Source organism: Leptospiraceae bacterium (genome assembly GCA_024233835.1).
Lineage (GTDB): Bacteria > Spirochaetota > Leptospiria > Leptospirales > Leptospiraceae > JACKPC01.
This window is the reverse complement of the sequence record JACKPC010000001.1, coordinates 1,200,759-1,215,355: the sequence shown is the minus strand read 5'-3', so window position 1 is coordinate 1,215,355 and position 14,597 is coordinate 1,200,759. Positions and strand designations below refer to the sequence as shown.

At 37.2% G+C, this 14,597-nt stretch carries 15 protein-coding genes and 1 other RNA gene; 9 read left to right on the top strand and 7 right to left on the bottom strand.

Annotated elements, in window-relative coordinates:
• Positions 1-10 precede the first annotated feature (10 nt).
• Positions 11-1,156: a glycerate kinase gene (locus H7A25_05605; GenBank protein MCP5499356.1), complete on the top strand. Its 1,146-nt coding sequence runs from the start codon at positions 11-13 to the stop codon at positions 1,154-1,156.
• Here the strand turns inward: H7A25_05605 and lpxD are convergent.
• Complete coding sequence (gene lpxD / locus H7A25_05600; GenBank protein MCP5499355.1) at positions 1,143-2,192, bottom strand: UDP-3-O-(3-hydroxymyristoyl)glucosamine N-acyltransferase; 1,050 nt, start codon at positions 2,190-2,192, stop codon at positions 1,143-1,145. The genes H7A25_05605 and lpxD overlap by 14 nt on opposite strands.
• A 66-nt stretch (positions 2,193-2,258) precedes the next feature.
• The gene (locus tag H7A25_05595) at positions 2,259-3,260 is read right to left on the bottom strand and encodes a radical SAM protein (protein MCP5499354.1); all 1,002 of its coding nucleotides are present in this window, start codon (positions 3,258-3,260) and stop codon (positions 2,259-2,261) included.
• Positions 3,261-3,475: 215 nt separating this feature from the next.
• Here H7A25_05595 and H7A25_05590 point away from each other — a divergent pair, with 215 nt between their 5' ends.
• Complete coding sequence (locus H7A25_05590; protein ID MCP5499353.1) at positions 3,476-4,159, top strand: response regulator transcription factor; 684 nt, start codon at positions 3,476-3,478, stop codon at positions 4,157-4,159.
• A 109-nt stretch (positions 4,160-4,268) separates the two neighbouring features.
• On the opposite strand, the gene H7A25_05585 is transcribed toward H7A25_05590, so the two are convergent.
• From H7A25_05585 to H7A25_05575, 3 genes are read right to left on the bottom strand one after another with little or no spacing between them, the layout of a single operon-like run.
• Positions 4,269-5,915, bottom strand: coding sequence for a TolC family protein (locus H7A25_05585; protein MCP5499352.1), 1,647 nt, complete (start codon positions 5,913-5,915; stop codon positions 4,269-4,271).
• Between the two features lie 25 nt (positions 5,916-5,940).
• The gene (locus tag H7A25_05580; GenBank protein MCP5499351.1) at positions 5,941-8,082 is read right to left on the bottom strand and encodes a molybdopterin-dependent oxidoreductase; all 2,142 of its coding nucleotides are present in this window, start codon (positions 8,080-8,082) and stop codon (positions 5,941-5,943) included.
• Positions 8,083-8,104: 22 nt separating this feature from the next.
• Positions 8,105-8,665, bottom strand: a complete 561-nt coding sequence (locus tag H7A25_05575; protein MCP5499350.1) for a hypothetical protein — start codon at positions 8,663-8,665, stop codon at positions 8,105-8,107.
• A 190-nt stretch (positions 8,666-8,855) separates the two neighbouring features.
• Here H7A25_05575 and H7A25_05570 point away from each other — a divergent pair, with 190 nt between their 5' ends.
• Positions 8,856-9,647, top strand: a complete 792-nt coding sequence (locus H7A25_05570; GenBank protein ID MCP5499349.1) for a M23 family metallopeptidase — start codon at positions 8,856-8,858, stop codon at positions 9,645-9,647.
• Positions 9,648-9,771: 124 nt separating this feature from the next.
• Here the strand turns inward: H7A25_05570 and H7A25_05565 are convergent, their stop codons facing one another.
• Positions 9,772-10,464: a hypothetical protein gene (locus H7A25_05565; GenBank protein ID MCP5499348.1), complete on the bottom strand. Its 693-nt coding sequence runs from the start codon at positions 10,462-10,464 to the stop codon at positions 9,772-9,774.
• Positions 10,465-10,537: 73 nt separating this feature from the next.
• Between H7A25_05565 and H7A25_05560 the strand changes: the two genes are divergently transcribed.
• From H7A25_05560 to H7A25_05540, 5 genes are all read left to right on the top strand, one after another.
• Positions 10,538-10,681, top strand: a complete 144-nt coding sequence (locus H7A25_05560; GenBank protein MCP5499347.1) for an AAA family ATPase — start codon at positions 10,538-10,540, stop codon at positions 10,679-10,681.
• Entirely contained in the window at positions 10,669-11,013 is a 345-nt protein-coding gene (locus H7A25_05555; protein MCP5499346.1) for a hypothetical protein, read from the top strand. The genes H7A25_05560 and H7A25_05555 overlap by 13 nt, the downstream gene beginning before the upstream one ends.
• An 89-nt stretch (positions 11,014-11,102) precedes the next feature.
• On the top strand, positions 11,103-11,450 hold the full coding sequence (locus tag H7A25_05550; protein MCP5499345.1) for a PD-(D/E)XK nuclease domain-containing protein: 348 nt from the start codon (positions 11,103-11,105) through the stop codon (positions 11,448-11,450).
• Between the two features lie 151 nt (positions 11,451-11,601).
• Positions 11,602-11,955: RNase P RNA component class A (gene rnpB / locus H7A25_05545), an RNA gene on the top strand.
• Positions 11,956-11,979: 24 nt separating this feature from the next.
• The gene (locus tag H7A25_05540) at positions 11,980-12,939 is read left to right on the top strand and encodes a M23 family metallopeptidase (GenBank protein ID MCP5499344.1); all 960 of its coding nucleotides are present in this window, start codon (positions 11,980-11,982) and stop codon (positions 12,937-12,939) included.
• On the opposite strand, the gene H7A25_05535 is transcribed toward H7A25_05540, so the two are convergent.
• A complete protein-coding gene (locus H7A25_05535; GenBank protein MCP5499343.1) occupies positions 12,928-13,983 on the bottom strand; it encodes a hypothetical protein in 1,056 nt (351 codons plus the stop codon). The genes H7A25_05540 and H7A25_05535 overlap by 12 nt on opposite strands.
• Before the next feature lies 1 nt (position 13,984).
• Here H7A25_05535 and H7A25_05530 point away from each other — a divergent pair, with 1 nt between their 5' ends.
• Entirely contained in the window at positions 13,985-14,593 is a 609-nt protein-coding gene (locus H7A25_05530; GenBank protein MCP5499342.1) for a hypothetical protein, read from the top strand.
• Positions 14,594-14,597 lie beyond the last annotated feature (4 nt).

Genomic DNA, 14,597 nt, shown 5'->3' with positions numbered 1-14,597 from the left:
ATTCCTTTTTATGAATATTTTAATAGCCTCAGATTCTTTTAAGGGAAGTCTCAGTTCGGAGCAATTTGGAAGGATTGCGAAAGAAGCTTTCCTTTCAGTTTCCCAAACGTTTCGGATAGAAATCTATCCATTAGCAGATGGTGGTGAAGGAAGCCTGGATACCCTGCTGCATTATCGGGGAGGAGAAAAGCTTTCTTTACAGGTTAGAGGTCCCTTAAAAAATTCAGTTGTGAATGGAAACGTAGGGGTATTCTCCGACAAAACAACAGGAATTGTTGAAGTTGCATCCGCGAGCGGTTTCAACATGATTTTTTCGGAAAGAAGAGATATTCTTTCTTCCTCCAGCTACGGAACAGGAGAGGAAATCAAATTTTTACTCGAAAAAGGAATTTCTAAAATTCTTCTTTGTCTGGGTGGTAGTGGCACCAATGATGCAGGTACCGGAATTTTACAGGCTCTTGGCTTTCGCTTTCTAGATAAGAATAAAAATGAGTTGCAGATTTTACCGAGAGATTTGCCCGACTTAGCTTCTATTGATACAACTAAAGTAAATTCCAAATTTCTTGACTGCGAATTTCACCTGCTCTGCGATGTTACAAACCCCCTTCTGGGAGAAAAAGGAGCCAGTCGTGTCTATGGTCCCCAGAAAGGAGCTTCCGCAGAAGAAGTAGAGATTTTGGAAGCAAGCCTTCGCCATTATGCGAATATTCTAAAAAAACAGACCGGGATTTTGCTTGAAGAGATTCCGGGCACAGGGGCTGCGGGTGGAATTGCCGCTTCCCTGCTGGCTTTTGGAAAGGCCAAAATTGTTCCGGGCTTACAAACAATTTTAAGTTTTAGTAATATAATAGAAAACTTAGCTTCCGGAGAAATTCAAGTCCTGATAACAGGAGAAGGCAAGCTCGATGAGCAGTCCTTCTACGGAAAAGCAAGCCTTTCATTGTGTAAACTCGCCTATGAAAATAGAATAAAGTCTCTTTGCATAGCCGGTGTTATAGATAAAAATTTCTATAACAAAACAGAACCTTATCCAAATGCTGCATTTTCCTTAACAGATAGACCCATGAGCTTAGAAGAGTCTATAGAAGAAGCCCCCGAGCTGCTACTCTATAAACTCTGTATACAAATTGCCGGATTATTACTTACTCTTCCGTAATACCCAGTTTAGCTTCAACTGCTTTTATCCTCGCTGCCCACTTATTAAAGCTAACAAGGTGCTTGATATTCACCCTTGCTTTTTGAAATTCGGCAAAGGTCATTCCCCAGTCCCAGCCGATGTATACATCCGGCTTTTTAGGAGAGGTTCGCATACCTGTACCTCCGGCCACAATCGTACCTGCCGGTAAATGCAAGTGATCACTAATACAAGTTCCCCCACCAATCAACACATCGTCTTCGATAGTAGTACTACCCGCTACACCGGATTGACCGGCAATAATCACATTTTTTCCGAGAATCACATTATGAGCTACGTGTACCATATTATCAAATTTACAACCATCTCCGATTACAGTATCCGTAAGACCTCCCCTATCAACCGTACAATTACTTCCGAATTCTACATCATCTCCGATAATTACCTTTGCAATTTGTGGAACCTTGTGGTGAATTTTATTAACGGTTACAAAACGAAAGCCATCGCCTCCGAAGCTGGAATTACCAAATACTATAAAGTTTTTTCCGACCTTAACATCATCAAAGAAAACGCAGTTAAATCCTATCATTGCATTATCTCCAATTTCCACATTCTCCCCGATTTTAACTCCATCCTGGATAATACAATTCTTGCCTATCACTGAATTAGCACCTATACTCACGAAATGACCGATACTGCTACCCTCTCCCACTTTAGCAGTAGAATCGATAAAAGCAGAAGGGGCAATTTTTCCATCTGCTTTTTTAGCCGGATACATATATTCTAAAACTTTAGCCAGAGCCAGTTCAGCATTATCTACCAGTATAAGGGGTTTATCTATTTCCAGTTTTAAATCACGGTTAACAATAAGAGCTTTTGCACCCGAAGTTTTGGCTTTTGCAATATGTGCTCTTGCTGAAATAAAAGCCAAAAATTTTTCATTTTTTGATTCTAAAGGGGCAACTGATGTAATAAGGATCGATTCGGGAGAAGTAGTATTTTGGATTTCCGAACCGGGAAGTACTGCCTGTATTTCTTGTAATGTAAATTCTTTCATAACTTATCCTCTATTTCAACCAGTACTATGAAAAAGAATTATTTTGCTATAAATTTTTATTTCTGCTTACAATGGCTCTCCCATAGAGAAATAGGCATTTTCCCAAACTCCTATCATTCTTTGAATTTGTTGCAAAATTTGTTCACGATAGGAAAGATTCAAATCTCTTCTTTGATATTCTTCTTTTCGCAGAAGACAGGGTTTCCAGATTCCATCATTTCCGAATCGTAAACCATATATTCCCTCTCCACATAATTTATCATAAGAACAGGCCCTGCAATAATCAGTTCTCAGGCTACCCTTAGAAACATCCTTAATTTCTATATCTGAATTATTTAATTTATACAAAGCTTTTTTTCCACCAAAAGAATCTTTTTCTACAAACAAAACCGCCCCTTCATTCAAGAGGATAGTTTTTAAATGCTCAGGCCCCATCCAGACTCCCTTATAAAAATTTTTCGCTGTATTATGTCTGATAATAGAAATCACTTTCAGGTGGAGCTCATACTTCAAACAGAAAGATAATATAGATAAAAATTCGGTTTGATTGTATTCTCCTATAGAACAATTTATAAATACAGAGTAAGCTTTTTCTTTTAATCGAAGAATATTTTTCATCACTCCCTGAATAGTCTTTCCTTTTAACTCTTCTTGAAATATTTTATTATCCGTTGTGTGAAGACTGGCAAGAATACCATCTACTACTTCTGATTTCGGTTTTTCTAAAAATTTATCTACCTGCGTAGCATTAGTATTTAAGAATATTTTAGTATTCCGTTTTTCGATACTGTCTAAGAACGGATGAATGTTTTTCCAGAGAAGAGGCTCTCCACCGGTAATATTCAGTTGTTTTCCACCCAGATCCGTGAAAGCATTCGCCACTTCTACTAGCTCTAAAAGCCCCAAGTTTTCACCTTCCACTACTCCCGGTTTTTTTTGACCTTCATTATGACAAAAAAAACAATCCAGATTACAGCGTTCGGTTATAGCCAGACGAAATTTTCCACCTGCTTCATTGAAGATTCGGAACGCCTTTAACTCATTTAGAGAATTCTCTTTCAAATTCATGAACCACAAAAATTATTTTATTCAATTAAAACTGTAAAGTATTTAATTTTTTGTTCGTCTAATAAACAGGTGTAAATATATAAATATAAAAACATATATTACACAAATATTAAAACCTTAGACAATAAAATAACCAATCATATAGTAGTTTAACAATTTATTACTTGATCTTTTTCTCTCTTTGTGATATTTTTAATAAAAATTGGTATTTTTTCATGTCCCTTTTCAAAAAAAAGAAAAAAGTAATCCTTGCTGATGATCATGAATTGGTTTTAAGCGGCTTAGAAGGCCTATTAAACCTTGAGTGTAATTGTGAAGTCTTAGCTAAATGCAAAACAGGCAGAGATTTACTTCAGACAGTTGATGCAATACCCTGCGACCTGGTCATTGCAGATTTCTCCATGCCTGAAATTAATGGACTTGAAGCTTTGATCCATATAAAAAACCGAAAACCTTCCATTAAAACTTTACTTTTAACCGGTTTTGATGAGCATGAATTCATTACAACCATGATTAAAAGGCATAATATCGATGGTTATATCAAGAAAACCGAGTTAAACTCAAACATATCCAAAATAATTGAAGATATTTTTTCGGGAAAGCAATTCTATTCGGCCATCCCTGAAATTGAAACTCCGGCATTCGAACGTATAAAATCCCAGGCAAATAATCCTTTTGCTATATTAAGTAAAAAAGAACTGGAGGTAGTTACACATTTAGCATCCGGGCTGAAATACAAAGAAATTGCAGAAAAACTTAGAATATCTATCAATACTCTCGAAACCCATAGAAACAATATTTCTAAAAAAATGGGTAAGCTGTCTACTGTTGAAATCGTAAGACTCGCTCATGTATACGGAATTGCAAAAACAGAAGGAATCATCGGTCTGCAATCCTAACCCACATTTTTTAAGTGAATATAAGGAGTGAGACTTGTGCTGAGATTACTAATAGACTTGCTATAGCTCACTCAGCAACAACACAAACCTGAGTCGAAGTTATAAATTTTTATTCTTCAATTAACTTGTTTATATCGATTCCGAATTTTTCAAAAATGGAATTTTTTGCCAGTTCGTATCGAAGAAGTTCTATATTAAAATTGATTTTGGCCTGGGTTTCTCCAAGTTCGTTTTGAACTAAAGAATCGAGAGCATTTTTTACAGTCACCGCTGTAAATCTTCCTCTTCTAAAACTACTATACAATCCGTAGTAATAGGCTTCTGTAGACTTACGAGTTTCAACGGAATTGAGTAAAACTTTGTGAGAAGTGCTAAGAGCATCCAGACGGGTTTGAATATCATCCTCGATCTCTCTCTTCTTATCCAGTTCCATTATACTGACCTGTTTCTTTTGAATATAGGCATCCCGAACTCCGGCTTTCACACCGGGATCGCTTAAAGGATACATAAATTCAAGTTTTCCAACTACCGTAGGATATTTTGTGGAGGGAATTCCCCGATTCGAATCGGTAAAATTTTTCTGCGGAGATTCCAAATTTTGTCCCTGGGAAGAATAGGAAGCTGTGGCCCTGAGTACCGGCAGGGCGTTGTTTTTCGCCATGCTGAGTCCCATATCCGACATTTCTTTCTGAATTTGAATCGACTTCCAATCTGCTCTATGTTGAAACGCGTAATCACGGTCTGTTTCATAATTCAAGCCTGAAGGAAGCTTATCTTCGAGATCGGAAAGCTTGGAAATTTCCGAATCTTCCGTAATGTTCAGAGTTCTCATCAGGGCTTTTCTTGCCTTGTCTCTTTCCAGTTTAGATTGCTCTACCTGGCTCTGAGCCTGGGAGACCATTGCATTCCACTGGTTTATCTCGAAACTTTCGGCAAGCCCCAGTCCCATTTTACGACGAGTTAGGTTTCGAATATCGTTGGTATTCTTCAAGAGACGTTCATAGGTTTGAAGAGAAGCGTCTGCAATTAAATACTGCCAGTATTCAATCATGGTATTTACTACCATAGAAGAAACCTGGTAGGATAATTCCTGTTTCTTAATTTCACTCTGGTATTTTAGAATTTTCTGATTATCTCTTTCTAAATAACCAAAAGCATTTTTCAGAAGATCCTGACTCAAAGTAGCGGTTAACTTTCCCGTATAAAGCGGACCTATAGCCAGTGCGGAAAAAGCAGCTGGTGTAGTAGATGCATTCTCAAACGCGTTGCTGTCAAATCGCATGGTACTGGCTTCTAACTTCACATACGTTCCGGTTTCAAAACGTTTATCAATTCCGGCAGAAATCGTGTCGGTAGAAGTTTTTGTTCCGGAAAAAATATTTGCCTGGTTAAAGGGAAGCTTCTGCTTCTGTGCATCCAGATTACCCAGAACCCTCCAGGAATACTGAGATTGACTTTTTAAATATTCACTATCCGAACGCATCAACTCGTAACGGGCACTGCGAATTTTAGCACTGTTTTCCACTGCTAATTTTACAACCTGTTCAATACTTTTTAAGGTAACTTTTTTAGCTTCCTTAGGTTTTTCATTCTCTGAAAGGGAATTTATTTTTTCATCCAGGGTCTTTTCCGCCGAAAGAGGAGAAGTTATAAATATAGAGCTTAAAGTTCCCAAAATGAGAGCATGGAAAATAGTTTTAAATGTCATGTTTTTTGCCTTTTCTGTCATCATTTTTTTTGGGGCTTTTTTCATCATCTATTAATTTTGCCTCCCAGTTTTTTTAGATAGTTCCTTCTGAATCAAGGCCTCCCACTTCAACGGAAATCCCATTTAAAGCTGCATTACCGGAAAGTGTGTCCATACGGCTATCGTCTGTGAGATCATTAATACTCACCCCTGCCTGTTGTCTGGCTACTTGAAGAACAACTCCTTCCCGGTTGTGGCCGTATCCGTGCGGAATACAAATGACTCCGGGCATGATAGAATCACTTAATTCGTATGGAAGCTCAATTTCTCCTATTTTAGATTTTACTTTTATTCTATTTTTTTCGGAAAGTTGTAATCGTTTTGCATCATCCGGATGAAGAAGAGCCGTACAGGGTGTTTTGCCTGAGAGCAGTCTTTCGCTATTATGCATCCAGGAATTATTGCTCTTTAGCATACGCCTTCCAATTAAAAGAAATGTGTTATCGGATTGTCCTTGCTTTTCGCTAAATATATCTTCTAATCTCTGTTTTTCTGTTTTTAAAATTTCCGGGAAAAGAACTATTTTCTTATCTTTCGTTTTTATTCGGTCTAAGAGATTAGGTTTTAAGTCTCCGAGGTCTATTCCATGCGGATGCTTTTTTAGCTCATCCAGGTCCAAAAAGCCAGTTTCTTTCTTCGACTTACCATAAGGTCCTGATTTTAAAAGATAATCGAGCATACTTTCCGGGTTTATTCTCGAAGGAGAAAACTGTGGAGTCTTTCCCTTTCTTATCATATCCAGGGCTTTCGCTAAATCGCTAAAAATCTCCCAGTCATGCCGAAGACTCTCTTCCTTTAGAAAAACTGCCGGAGAATATTTGGCTACATTTCTTACGGCAAAAGCATTAAAAATCAGGTCATAGTGTTCCCTTTCTAAAGTGTGGCTCGGAGGAATTATTATATTAGCAAAACGACTTGTTTCATTAATATAAAAATCTACACTCAACATAAACTCAAGACCGCTCAGAGCTTTTTCCAACTTGTTTCCATTGGGTGTAGAGAGAACCGGGTTTCCGGCAGAAGTGATAAATCCTTTGATTCCTTCCGGATGAAGAATTTCATCTGCCAGGGCGGAAACCGGAAATTCACCGTTAAACTCCGGAAGGTTCCTGGCCTTACTTCTCCATCGATTAAAACCACATTCGCTATCATTCGAGAGAGAAAGTATATCTACAGCAGGCAGGGTAAACATAGCACCACCGGGTTCATCAAAATTGCCGCTGAGCAGGTTAATCGAGTTAATCAAAAACTGGCAGAGCCCTCCAAATCTTTGAACCGAAAGACCGATTCTTCCATAAACAAGGGCTCTTTTAGAAGATGTAAATTCAGTAACGATTTGCTGAAGGGCCTCTTCGGAAATGCCGGTTATCGCAGAAGTTCTCCCGGGTGGATACGCCAAAACAAAGTCTTTCAGCTCTCCAATACCGCTTATGTGGTTTTCAAATCGTTTTAGACGAAGAGTATTTCGTGTAAATAAAATGTATAAAAAAGATAAGAGAAGAAATGCGTCGGTTTCCGGTTGGATGAAAAGATGCCGGTCTGCTATTTCTGCGGTTTCGGTTCGTCTCGGATCAATTACAACTAATTTAGCTCCCCTTTCTTTTAAGTTTTTTAAACGTTTATTGATGTTCGGAGCGGTCATCATACTCCCCTTGGAAGCAAGAGGATTGGCACCCATCATTAAAAAATAATCAGTCCTGTCTATATCGGGAATAGGCAGAATAAAATGATGACCGAACATGAAATGCGCTGCAAAGTGATGGGGAAGCTGGTCCACAGAGGAAGCAGAAAAAAGATTTCTTGTTTTTAATTTGTTAAAGAACTTACTTCCGAATAAGATAGTCCCGTAATTATGTACACTCGGATTTCCGAGATAGGCCCCGATAGAATCATCCCCGTATTTAGTCTGGATTTTATGAATACTTTCTGCCACTTCTATATAAGCGTCTTCATAAGAAATCCTTTCCCATTTGGAACCAATTCTTTTTACAGGAAAGCGAAGTCTATCCTTATCTTCATAAATCGTTTTAAGTTCAGGGCCTTTGGGACAAATGTGGCCTGTGCTGAAAGGGTCTTCTTTATCGGCTCGAATGCTGAGGATTTTATCTCCTTCCATCTCAAAACGGAGACCGCAGATGGCTTCACATAAATTACAGGAACGATAGATTTCTTTCATAGTGTATTCCTTTTTTATAGTTTCATAGAGGACTGACGATTAAAATTTTTCCATCCAGCACTTCTACGACTTTTATTTCTGTAAAAGCGGATATGGCTTTTCTATCTTTTGACATGGCTTTTATATTCTTCATGCTTCCCTGAAAAACAATCTGGATTTCCCCCATTCCTCCTTCCGGTATACTAAGATATACCTTACCTGTTTTACCGATAGCTTCTTCTACATTCCTTTCGTGAACTTCCTGTAATCCTTTTACTTTGGCCAGTATATAGACTTCCATGAAAGCAGCAATGAACCCGAAGATAACCGAGACAAAAACACTCTGAAAGAGGTCGAACTTTAAAACTTCGAGGCAAACAATACCCATCCAGCCACTGGCAAGGAACAGCATCAGGATGGCCTGAACAGAGAAAAATTTGAAATCTACATCCGAGTCAAGGGCATCGGAAGGGTCATCCATTTCCACATCGTCCGAACCAAAAAAAGAAAGAGCCATCTTAATCAGGTAAATAGAGGTTCCACCTATGGCCATATACCAGAAAATTTTATTCGCAAATGCGATTTCAGGATTTATGAGTGTCATAAAAGCAGGAGATAAGAGTTTTCAGAAAGGGTCAAACTTTTTTGGGAAAACAAAGAAAAAAAGCCCGCTTCCGCAACCGGTGATATAATCGGAAATTCTCTTGACTATTAAATTATTATGATATAAACTGGGATATGTTTCAAGGAATAAAATGAATAAAAAAAAATTAACTTTAAGGAAGTATCGAGATATGAAGAAATTTCTTATTTTTATTCTATTTTCATCTCTTATACAATGCCGTACAAAAAAAGATGATACTAAGAAAGAAATGTGGTTATTACTTGCCTTTTTACCAAAAGCGACTTCTTCAAAAGTATCGGATGATGTTTTTACGCCAGATTATTACTCAACAAATAGCTCTCTAAAATCTTCAATCGATTCACTTGTTTTAAATGCGAATTCTATAGTATTTCAGAATCCATTTCAAGATAATAGTGGCAGTAAACCTTCCTATAGCATAGCTCTTAATGGAAATTTTGGAACGGGAAAGGGGCCAAACTCTACAGGTGAACATCACACAGGTACAGATTATCATCTCAATAGTAGTAATTTAACTTCGGTAAATTTATATGCTGTACATGATGGAATCATTTATACTACTAAATCATCCTCTAAATATAGGCATTATCTATCTATAACTAAAACTATAACAGATCCAAATGGAACTACGTTGGGAAAACTAGTTTCTATTTATGCTCATATAGACTTGGACCTGGATGAAACAGCAGGACTTAACTTGAATGGTTCGTCTGTGGTAAAAGGACAACTTGTATCTAAAAACTTGTATTCAGGAACAACCGGAGGTCCTCATTTGCATTTTGAGATTCGTTATTATCGCCCTAATGATAACCCATCTACTGATTTTTATGGTGGTATAGGAACTGATTCTTCCTTTATAAGTAAGTCTACCGGACCCTGGCAATATGGATATTGGAATCCAAATATGGGTTATGGTTTTAGTAATTCAGAGAAAAAGTTTTAATCCTGTTATTCATATTTAATAAAACAAATTTGATTTACTATGCAATAATAGTGTAATAAGCTGTGGCCCTTTATTTTGGTTCTTAAGCTACACTATATATTATCTTAATTTTAGAATATTAGTATTATGCTTTGAATGTATCATTTATTACTTTATTTTTTAACTGAAGATAAAGTCTGTCAAAATCTAAATTTATATAAGTCATTAAATCTGCAAGATAAGTCAAGCCATTTTGAACACTGTCTGAACTGAGTTTTACACCCATTCTCACCCGGTTCAATATGCCGATAATTCCCTCTTTATAGAGATTTAACTCTTCTTTAAACAAGTTCAAATTTATTGTTTTCTCAGGGTTTATGTAATGTTCTTTTGTTAAAAAAGAAGAGAATAGTGTGTAAAATAGACGTTCTATATCATTAGAAATGATATAATTACTGCGTAACCATTGATTATTTCTAAATACGGTACATTGAGATTCAAGTGTAAGAAGGAAAAATATTTTTGTAAAAAGTTCTTGAGCAGAACCTTGAATTATTATTTTCGAATTTACTGCATTATTATACTCGAAAGTTCCAATGCTGTGAGATTCAAGGTCAGAAAAATAGTTTAATATGTTGTTAATCTCAGCGGAGAGTCTACAGTAATCCTCTTCCGGACTCCCCAATGATATATTCCCCGGACATTCCATTACTTCAAAGTGTGACCAGAGAGGAGAGGTATCAAAACTGGAAGTTTCTCCGGTTTCATAATGAAAAATTTCTTTTCCGGGAAAATTCAATTGAATATGAATAGTGGCTCTTGTGGATTTATCGCTCATTTTCAAAACCATAATGCTATATAATTATTTTTTCTTGCAAGTATAAAATTATGCATTCCTTTTAAAAAACGCTGTGGATAAAAGTAGTTTTGTTCGACAGCTTGTCGATGCCGGGAAATATTATTTTCTCTCCCGTTCGAGACGATTTGGTAAGAGCTTATTTGTCGATATACGGAAACCGAGCTTTCTATTTTTCAGGATAGAATGGAAGATGTAAAACTCTGGTATAATGGCTATAACTTCTTAAGCGATAAGATATATAATCCTTATGATATATTATTATTTTTAGATAAAACTGAATACAAAAACTACTGGTTTCAAACAGGAAGTCCTTCTTTTTTGATAAAACTTTTAGAAGAAAGAAAATACAATACAATTAATATAGAACATATCGAGGTATCAGAAGATGGACTCGGTGCATTCGATGTAGATAATATACAGTTAGAAGTTCTTCTTTTTCAAACGGGTTATCTCACCATAAAAAAACGCGAGAATCTATATGGGGAATATATTTACACTCTGACTTATCCCAAGTCAAACGTAGCCTAAATTCCAGTTTTCTAAACTATTTTTTAAATTCCAATCCATTAACTGCTAAAACAAAAATATCCTTATTCAAAACCATGTAAAGTTCGAAGCTGGATATTTTAAGAAATATTTTCCACTCTTTCTTTGCCTCAATCCCTCACGACTGGTATAGAAAGAACACCATAGCTAATTATGAAGGCTACTACGCTTCTATTTTCTACTGCTATTTCACCGCTGTCAGTTTCTACGTGCGAACGGAAGAGCCGACTAACAACGGACAGGTAGACATGACCGTAATCCTTCAAACAAAAGTCTATGTGTTTGAGTTCAAAGTTATCGAGCTCACCGAAAAAGGTTCAGCTCTTAAGCAGATCAAAGAAAATAAATACTATGAAAAGCACCTATCTCCAGAAAACAAGGAAATCTATCTCGTCGGCGTGGAATTTCTCCAGAGATGAAAAGAATATTACGAATTATGAATGGGAAAGATTAACACTGCAGTAGAAAATGCAATCCCAAAAGCAATCAATCCAAAATTTAATTAGGACATTTATCGCTTGTCAATTTTTTTCTGATTGACAGGCAGAGAATAGCAGGGTATTCATTTCCTGTTCCTGTCGGGTAACCGCGCGAACCTTTAGGAAGCGAGGAAAGTCCGGACACCAGAGGGCAAAGGGACCGGGTAACACCCGGACGTTGAAAGACGATGGAAAGTGCCACAGAAAAGATACCGCCCTTTCAGGGTAAGGGTGAAATGGTGGGGTAAGAGCTCACCGCTGATTTCGAAAGAAAACAGGCAGGGTAAACCCTCCCCGGTGCAATCTCAAGTAGACAACCGTTACGAGTTTTGCCTGACCATGGTTGTGGGTAGAGAGCAAAGACCTTTTTTGAAAAAAGAAGGCAAGATAAATGGTTACCGGCCAGCAATGGTTACAGAATCCGGCTTATAGATAGGAACATTGGTATTATTATATAAAGGGGCTATATATGTTTAAAAACATTTTTTTACTGATATTTGTAGTTTTGTTTCTATTTATTCAGCCCATTTTTCCCGGTAAAGAAAATGGGGGAAACAAACAAAGTTCAGCCAAGACTTACTATTATAAAGATAGCCATTTTCAGATTTACTTAAAAGCAAGGAAATTCAAGAAAGGGGAAGTAATGGCCCTCATTCTTAAGGCCAATCCCAGAAGTCAGAATTTTTCCCCTCATTTGCTCCGTATAAAATGGTCCAAGAAGTGGTACAGGCTTCATAAACTGGGTAGCCAATACATCAGTTTTCTTCCGATTTCTCCCGGCATACGTCCGGAAAAGCATATCCTGGAACTTGACTACGGAACCGGGGATTTGAGTTTTCATAAAGAATTCAAAGTACCGGTAGAGAAGCAACATTATAAGCGTTCGAGTTTTAAAAATAAACGAAAAATTGCTCGATTGAAGACTCCTAAAAAGTTTAACCAGGGCTTTTCCAAAAAAACCCTGGCCTTTATCCGTCACTGCACTGAACTGAAAAACCAGGCTTTTCGCTCAAAGGAAAAGCTTCATCTTGAAGGTGACTTTAAATACCCTTTAAAAAGTACGTTTATCACAAGTTCCTATAACGCGGTACGTGCTTATAGTAGCCGAAATGTAAAAGCCCATAAAGGTGTAGATTTTCGCGGTAAAAAAGGAACACCTATCTATGCTATAGAAGCCGGTAAAGTAGTCCTTTCTAAAAAAATGTTTTTTGAAGGAGTTTTTACCATTATCGACCATGGAGGGGATGTTTTTTCTTTATACATGCACCAATCCCGTACCCATGTTAAAAAAGGCCAGTTGATAAAACGCGGTCAATTAATTGGAAGAGTGGGAGCTACCGGACGAGTTACCGGTCCTCACCTGCACCTCGGCTTACGGGTAAAGGGAGAAATGGTAAACCCGCTTTCTTTAATTGCATTAAATTTTTAATGATTGAGTAAGACTCTTCAGAATTTCCCGGATTTCTTTCTGGTGAAAGCTTTCTTTTACCAGATTTTCCCGGATTTCTAAAATAATGAAATTTCCACTGGATAAGGGAAGTAAATAGTATCCGGTTTTAGAATAACGGGGGCGCAATCTGTCGTAAAACGTCCAGAAAGCCCCTTTCCATTTTTTCTTTTTATATTCTCTTTCTCCTATAAACTTTAATTCTTCGATTTCTCCCCGGTTAACCTTTGTCTTCAAGAGGACTTCAAATTCCTTTTGAAGTTTATTAACTTCTGGCTTATAACGGGCCGGAATTAAGAAGAATCGGATATAAGGATATAGGTTTGGATCCACCTGTGAATAGGAAATGAGACCTATAAGGTTCCCTACTCCTGTCCGGCTATCAGAAGAAAGATCCTTTACCTTATGCAGAAACATATCCACGGGCAATTTATAATAAAGAGGGAGATTCGTATTCGCTACAAGACGGTTTTTTTCGTCAAAAGACCATTCCGAAAGACGTTGGTTGGTTTCGCCAAATCTCCATTCCTGTAGTTTTCGATAAGTGTAAAGTTCGGTAAATTGCAAGAAAGCAAAACTCAAGAAAACATTTAAGAAAATCGCGTAACCGCTTAATGCCACCCGGTAATAAAGAGCTTCTTTTAATAATTTTAAAAGAAAAACAATAAAACTATAAGCGAAAATAAATAAAACGGCAGGTCTTTGTTTGAGAAATCCTATAATATACAAAAGCAGGAAAACAAGAGAAACAAAAAGAAACTCCTGCAAAAAGTTAAGGATTCCTGTTTTTTTTTGAAATAAAATCCTGAGAATAAATATAGTAAAAATCAGACATATAGCCGAAAATATTAGAGTAAGAGAAGATAAAAGAGTAATGACGGGCAAGGGTAAATGTGCCTCGTGATAATAGATAAACGGTAATACAATACAAATATAAATCAGGCTTACTCTTAAGGAAAAGCTTTTCTGTCTCCAATAGGTGGAAAGCTTCTGATACAAGGTATTTTCTAAAGAAAGGATTTTCATAATGTCGGTACAAAATGACTTCTTAGCAATATTCAGGGCTGACTATGCAGCTTACAGTAAACTTGCAAAATCGTTTTTAAAAAACTATAGCAAACTCCTCGATATCTATCATACTGTTTTCCATTGGATTCCGGTAGAGTTTTTCATACTGTTGTTCCTATCCGTATTGCTTTTAATTATGTTCAACAGCGTTTCCCCCTTCACTCGAAAAGTAAACCTTATTTTCTCGGTATTGTTCATAGCCGCCGGAATGGCAATTTTAAATAAAATTACCATTGGCAGGTTTAGAGCCATTACAATCGGTAAAGCCTCTCTTTTCTTAATTATTCCCATCTACTTCTACTATTTCCTCGGAGTTTTCAGTGCATTTATCGCTCGTTTCGTAAGAAAAAGAAAACTGGGAAATCCGGGTTCTATAGAAAGGGCCCTTTTTAACCTGCAAATGACTTATAACGAGGCCATGGCCCAGGCTCACCAGCTCTTGAGTGATGGAAATTATGATGCCGCCCGCTTAAAGGAAAAGATTCAATACCTGAAAAATGCAAGTGACGGTCTATTAAATTCTCTTGAGAAATCTCCGGGAAGCTCACAGGATCCGAATAACCCCTAGGGCT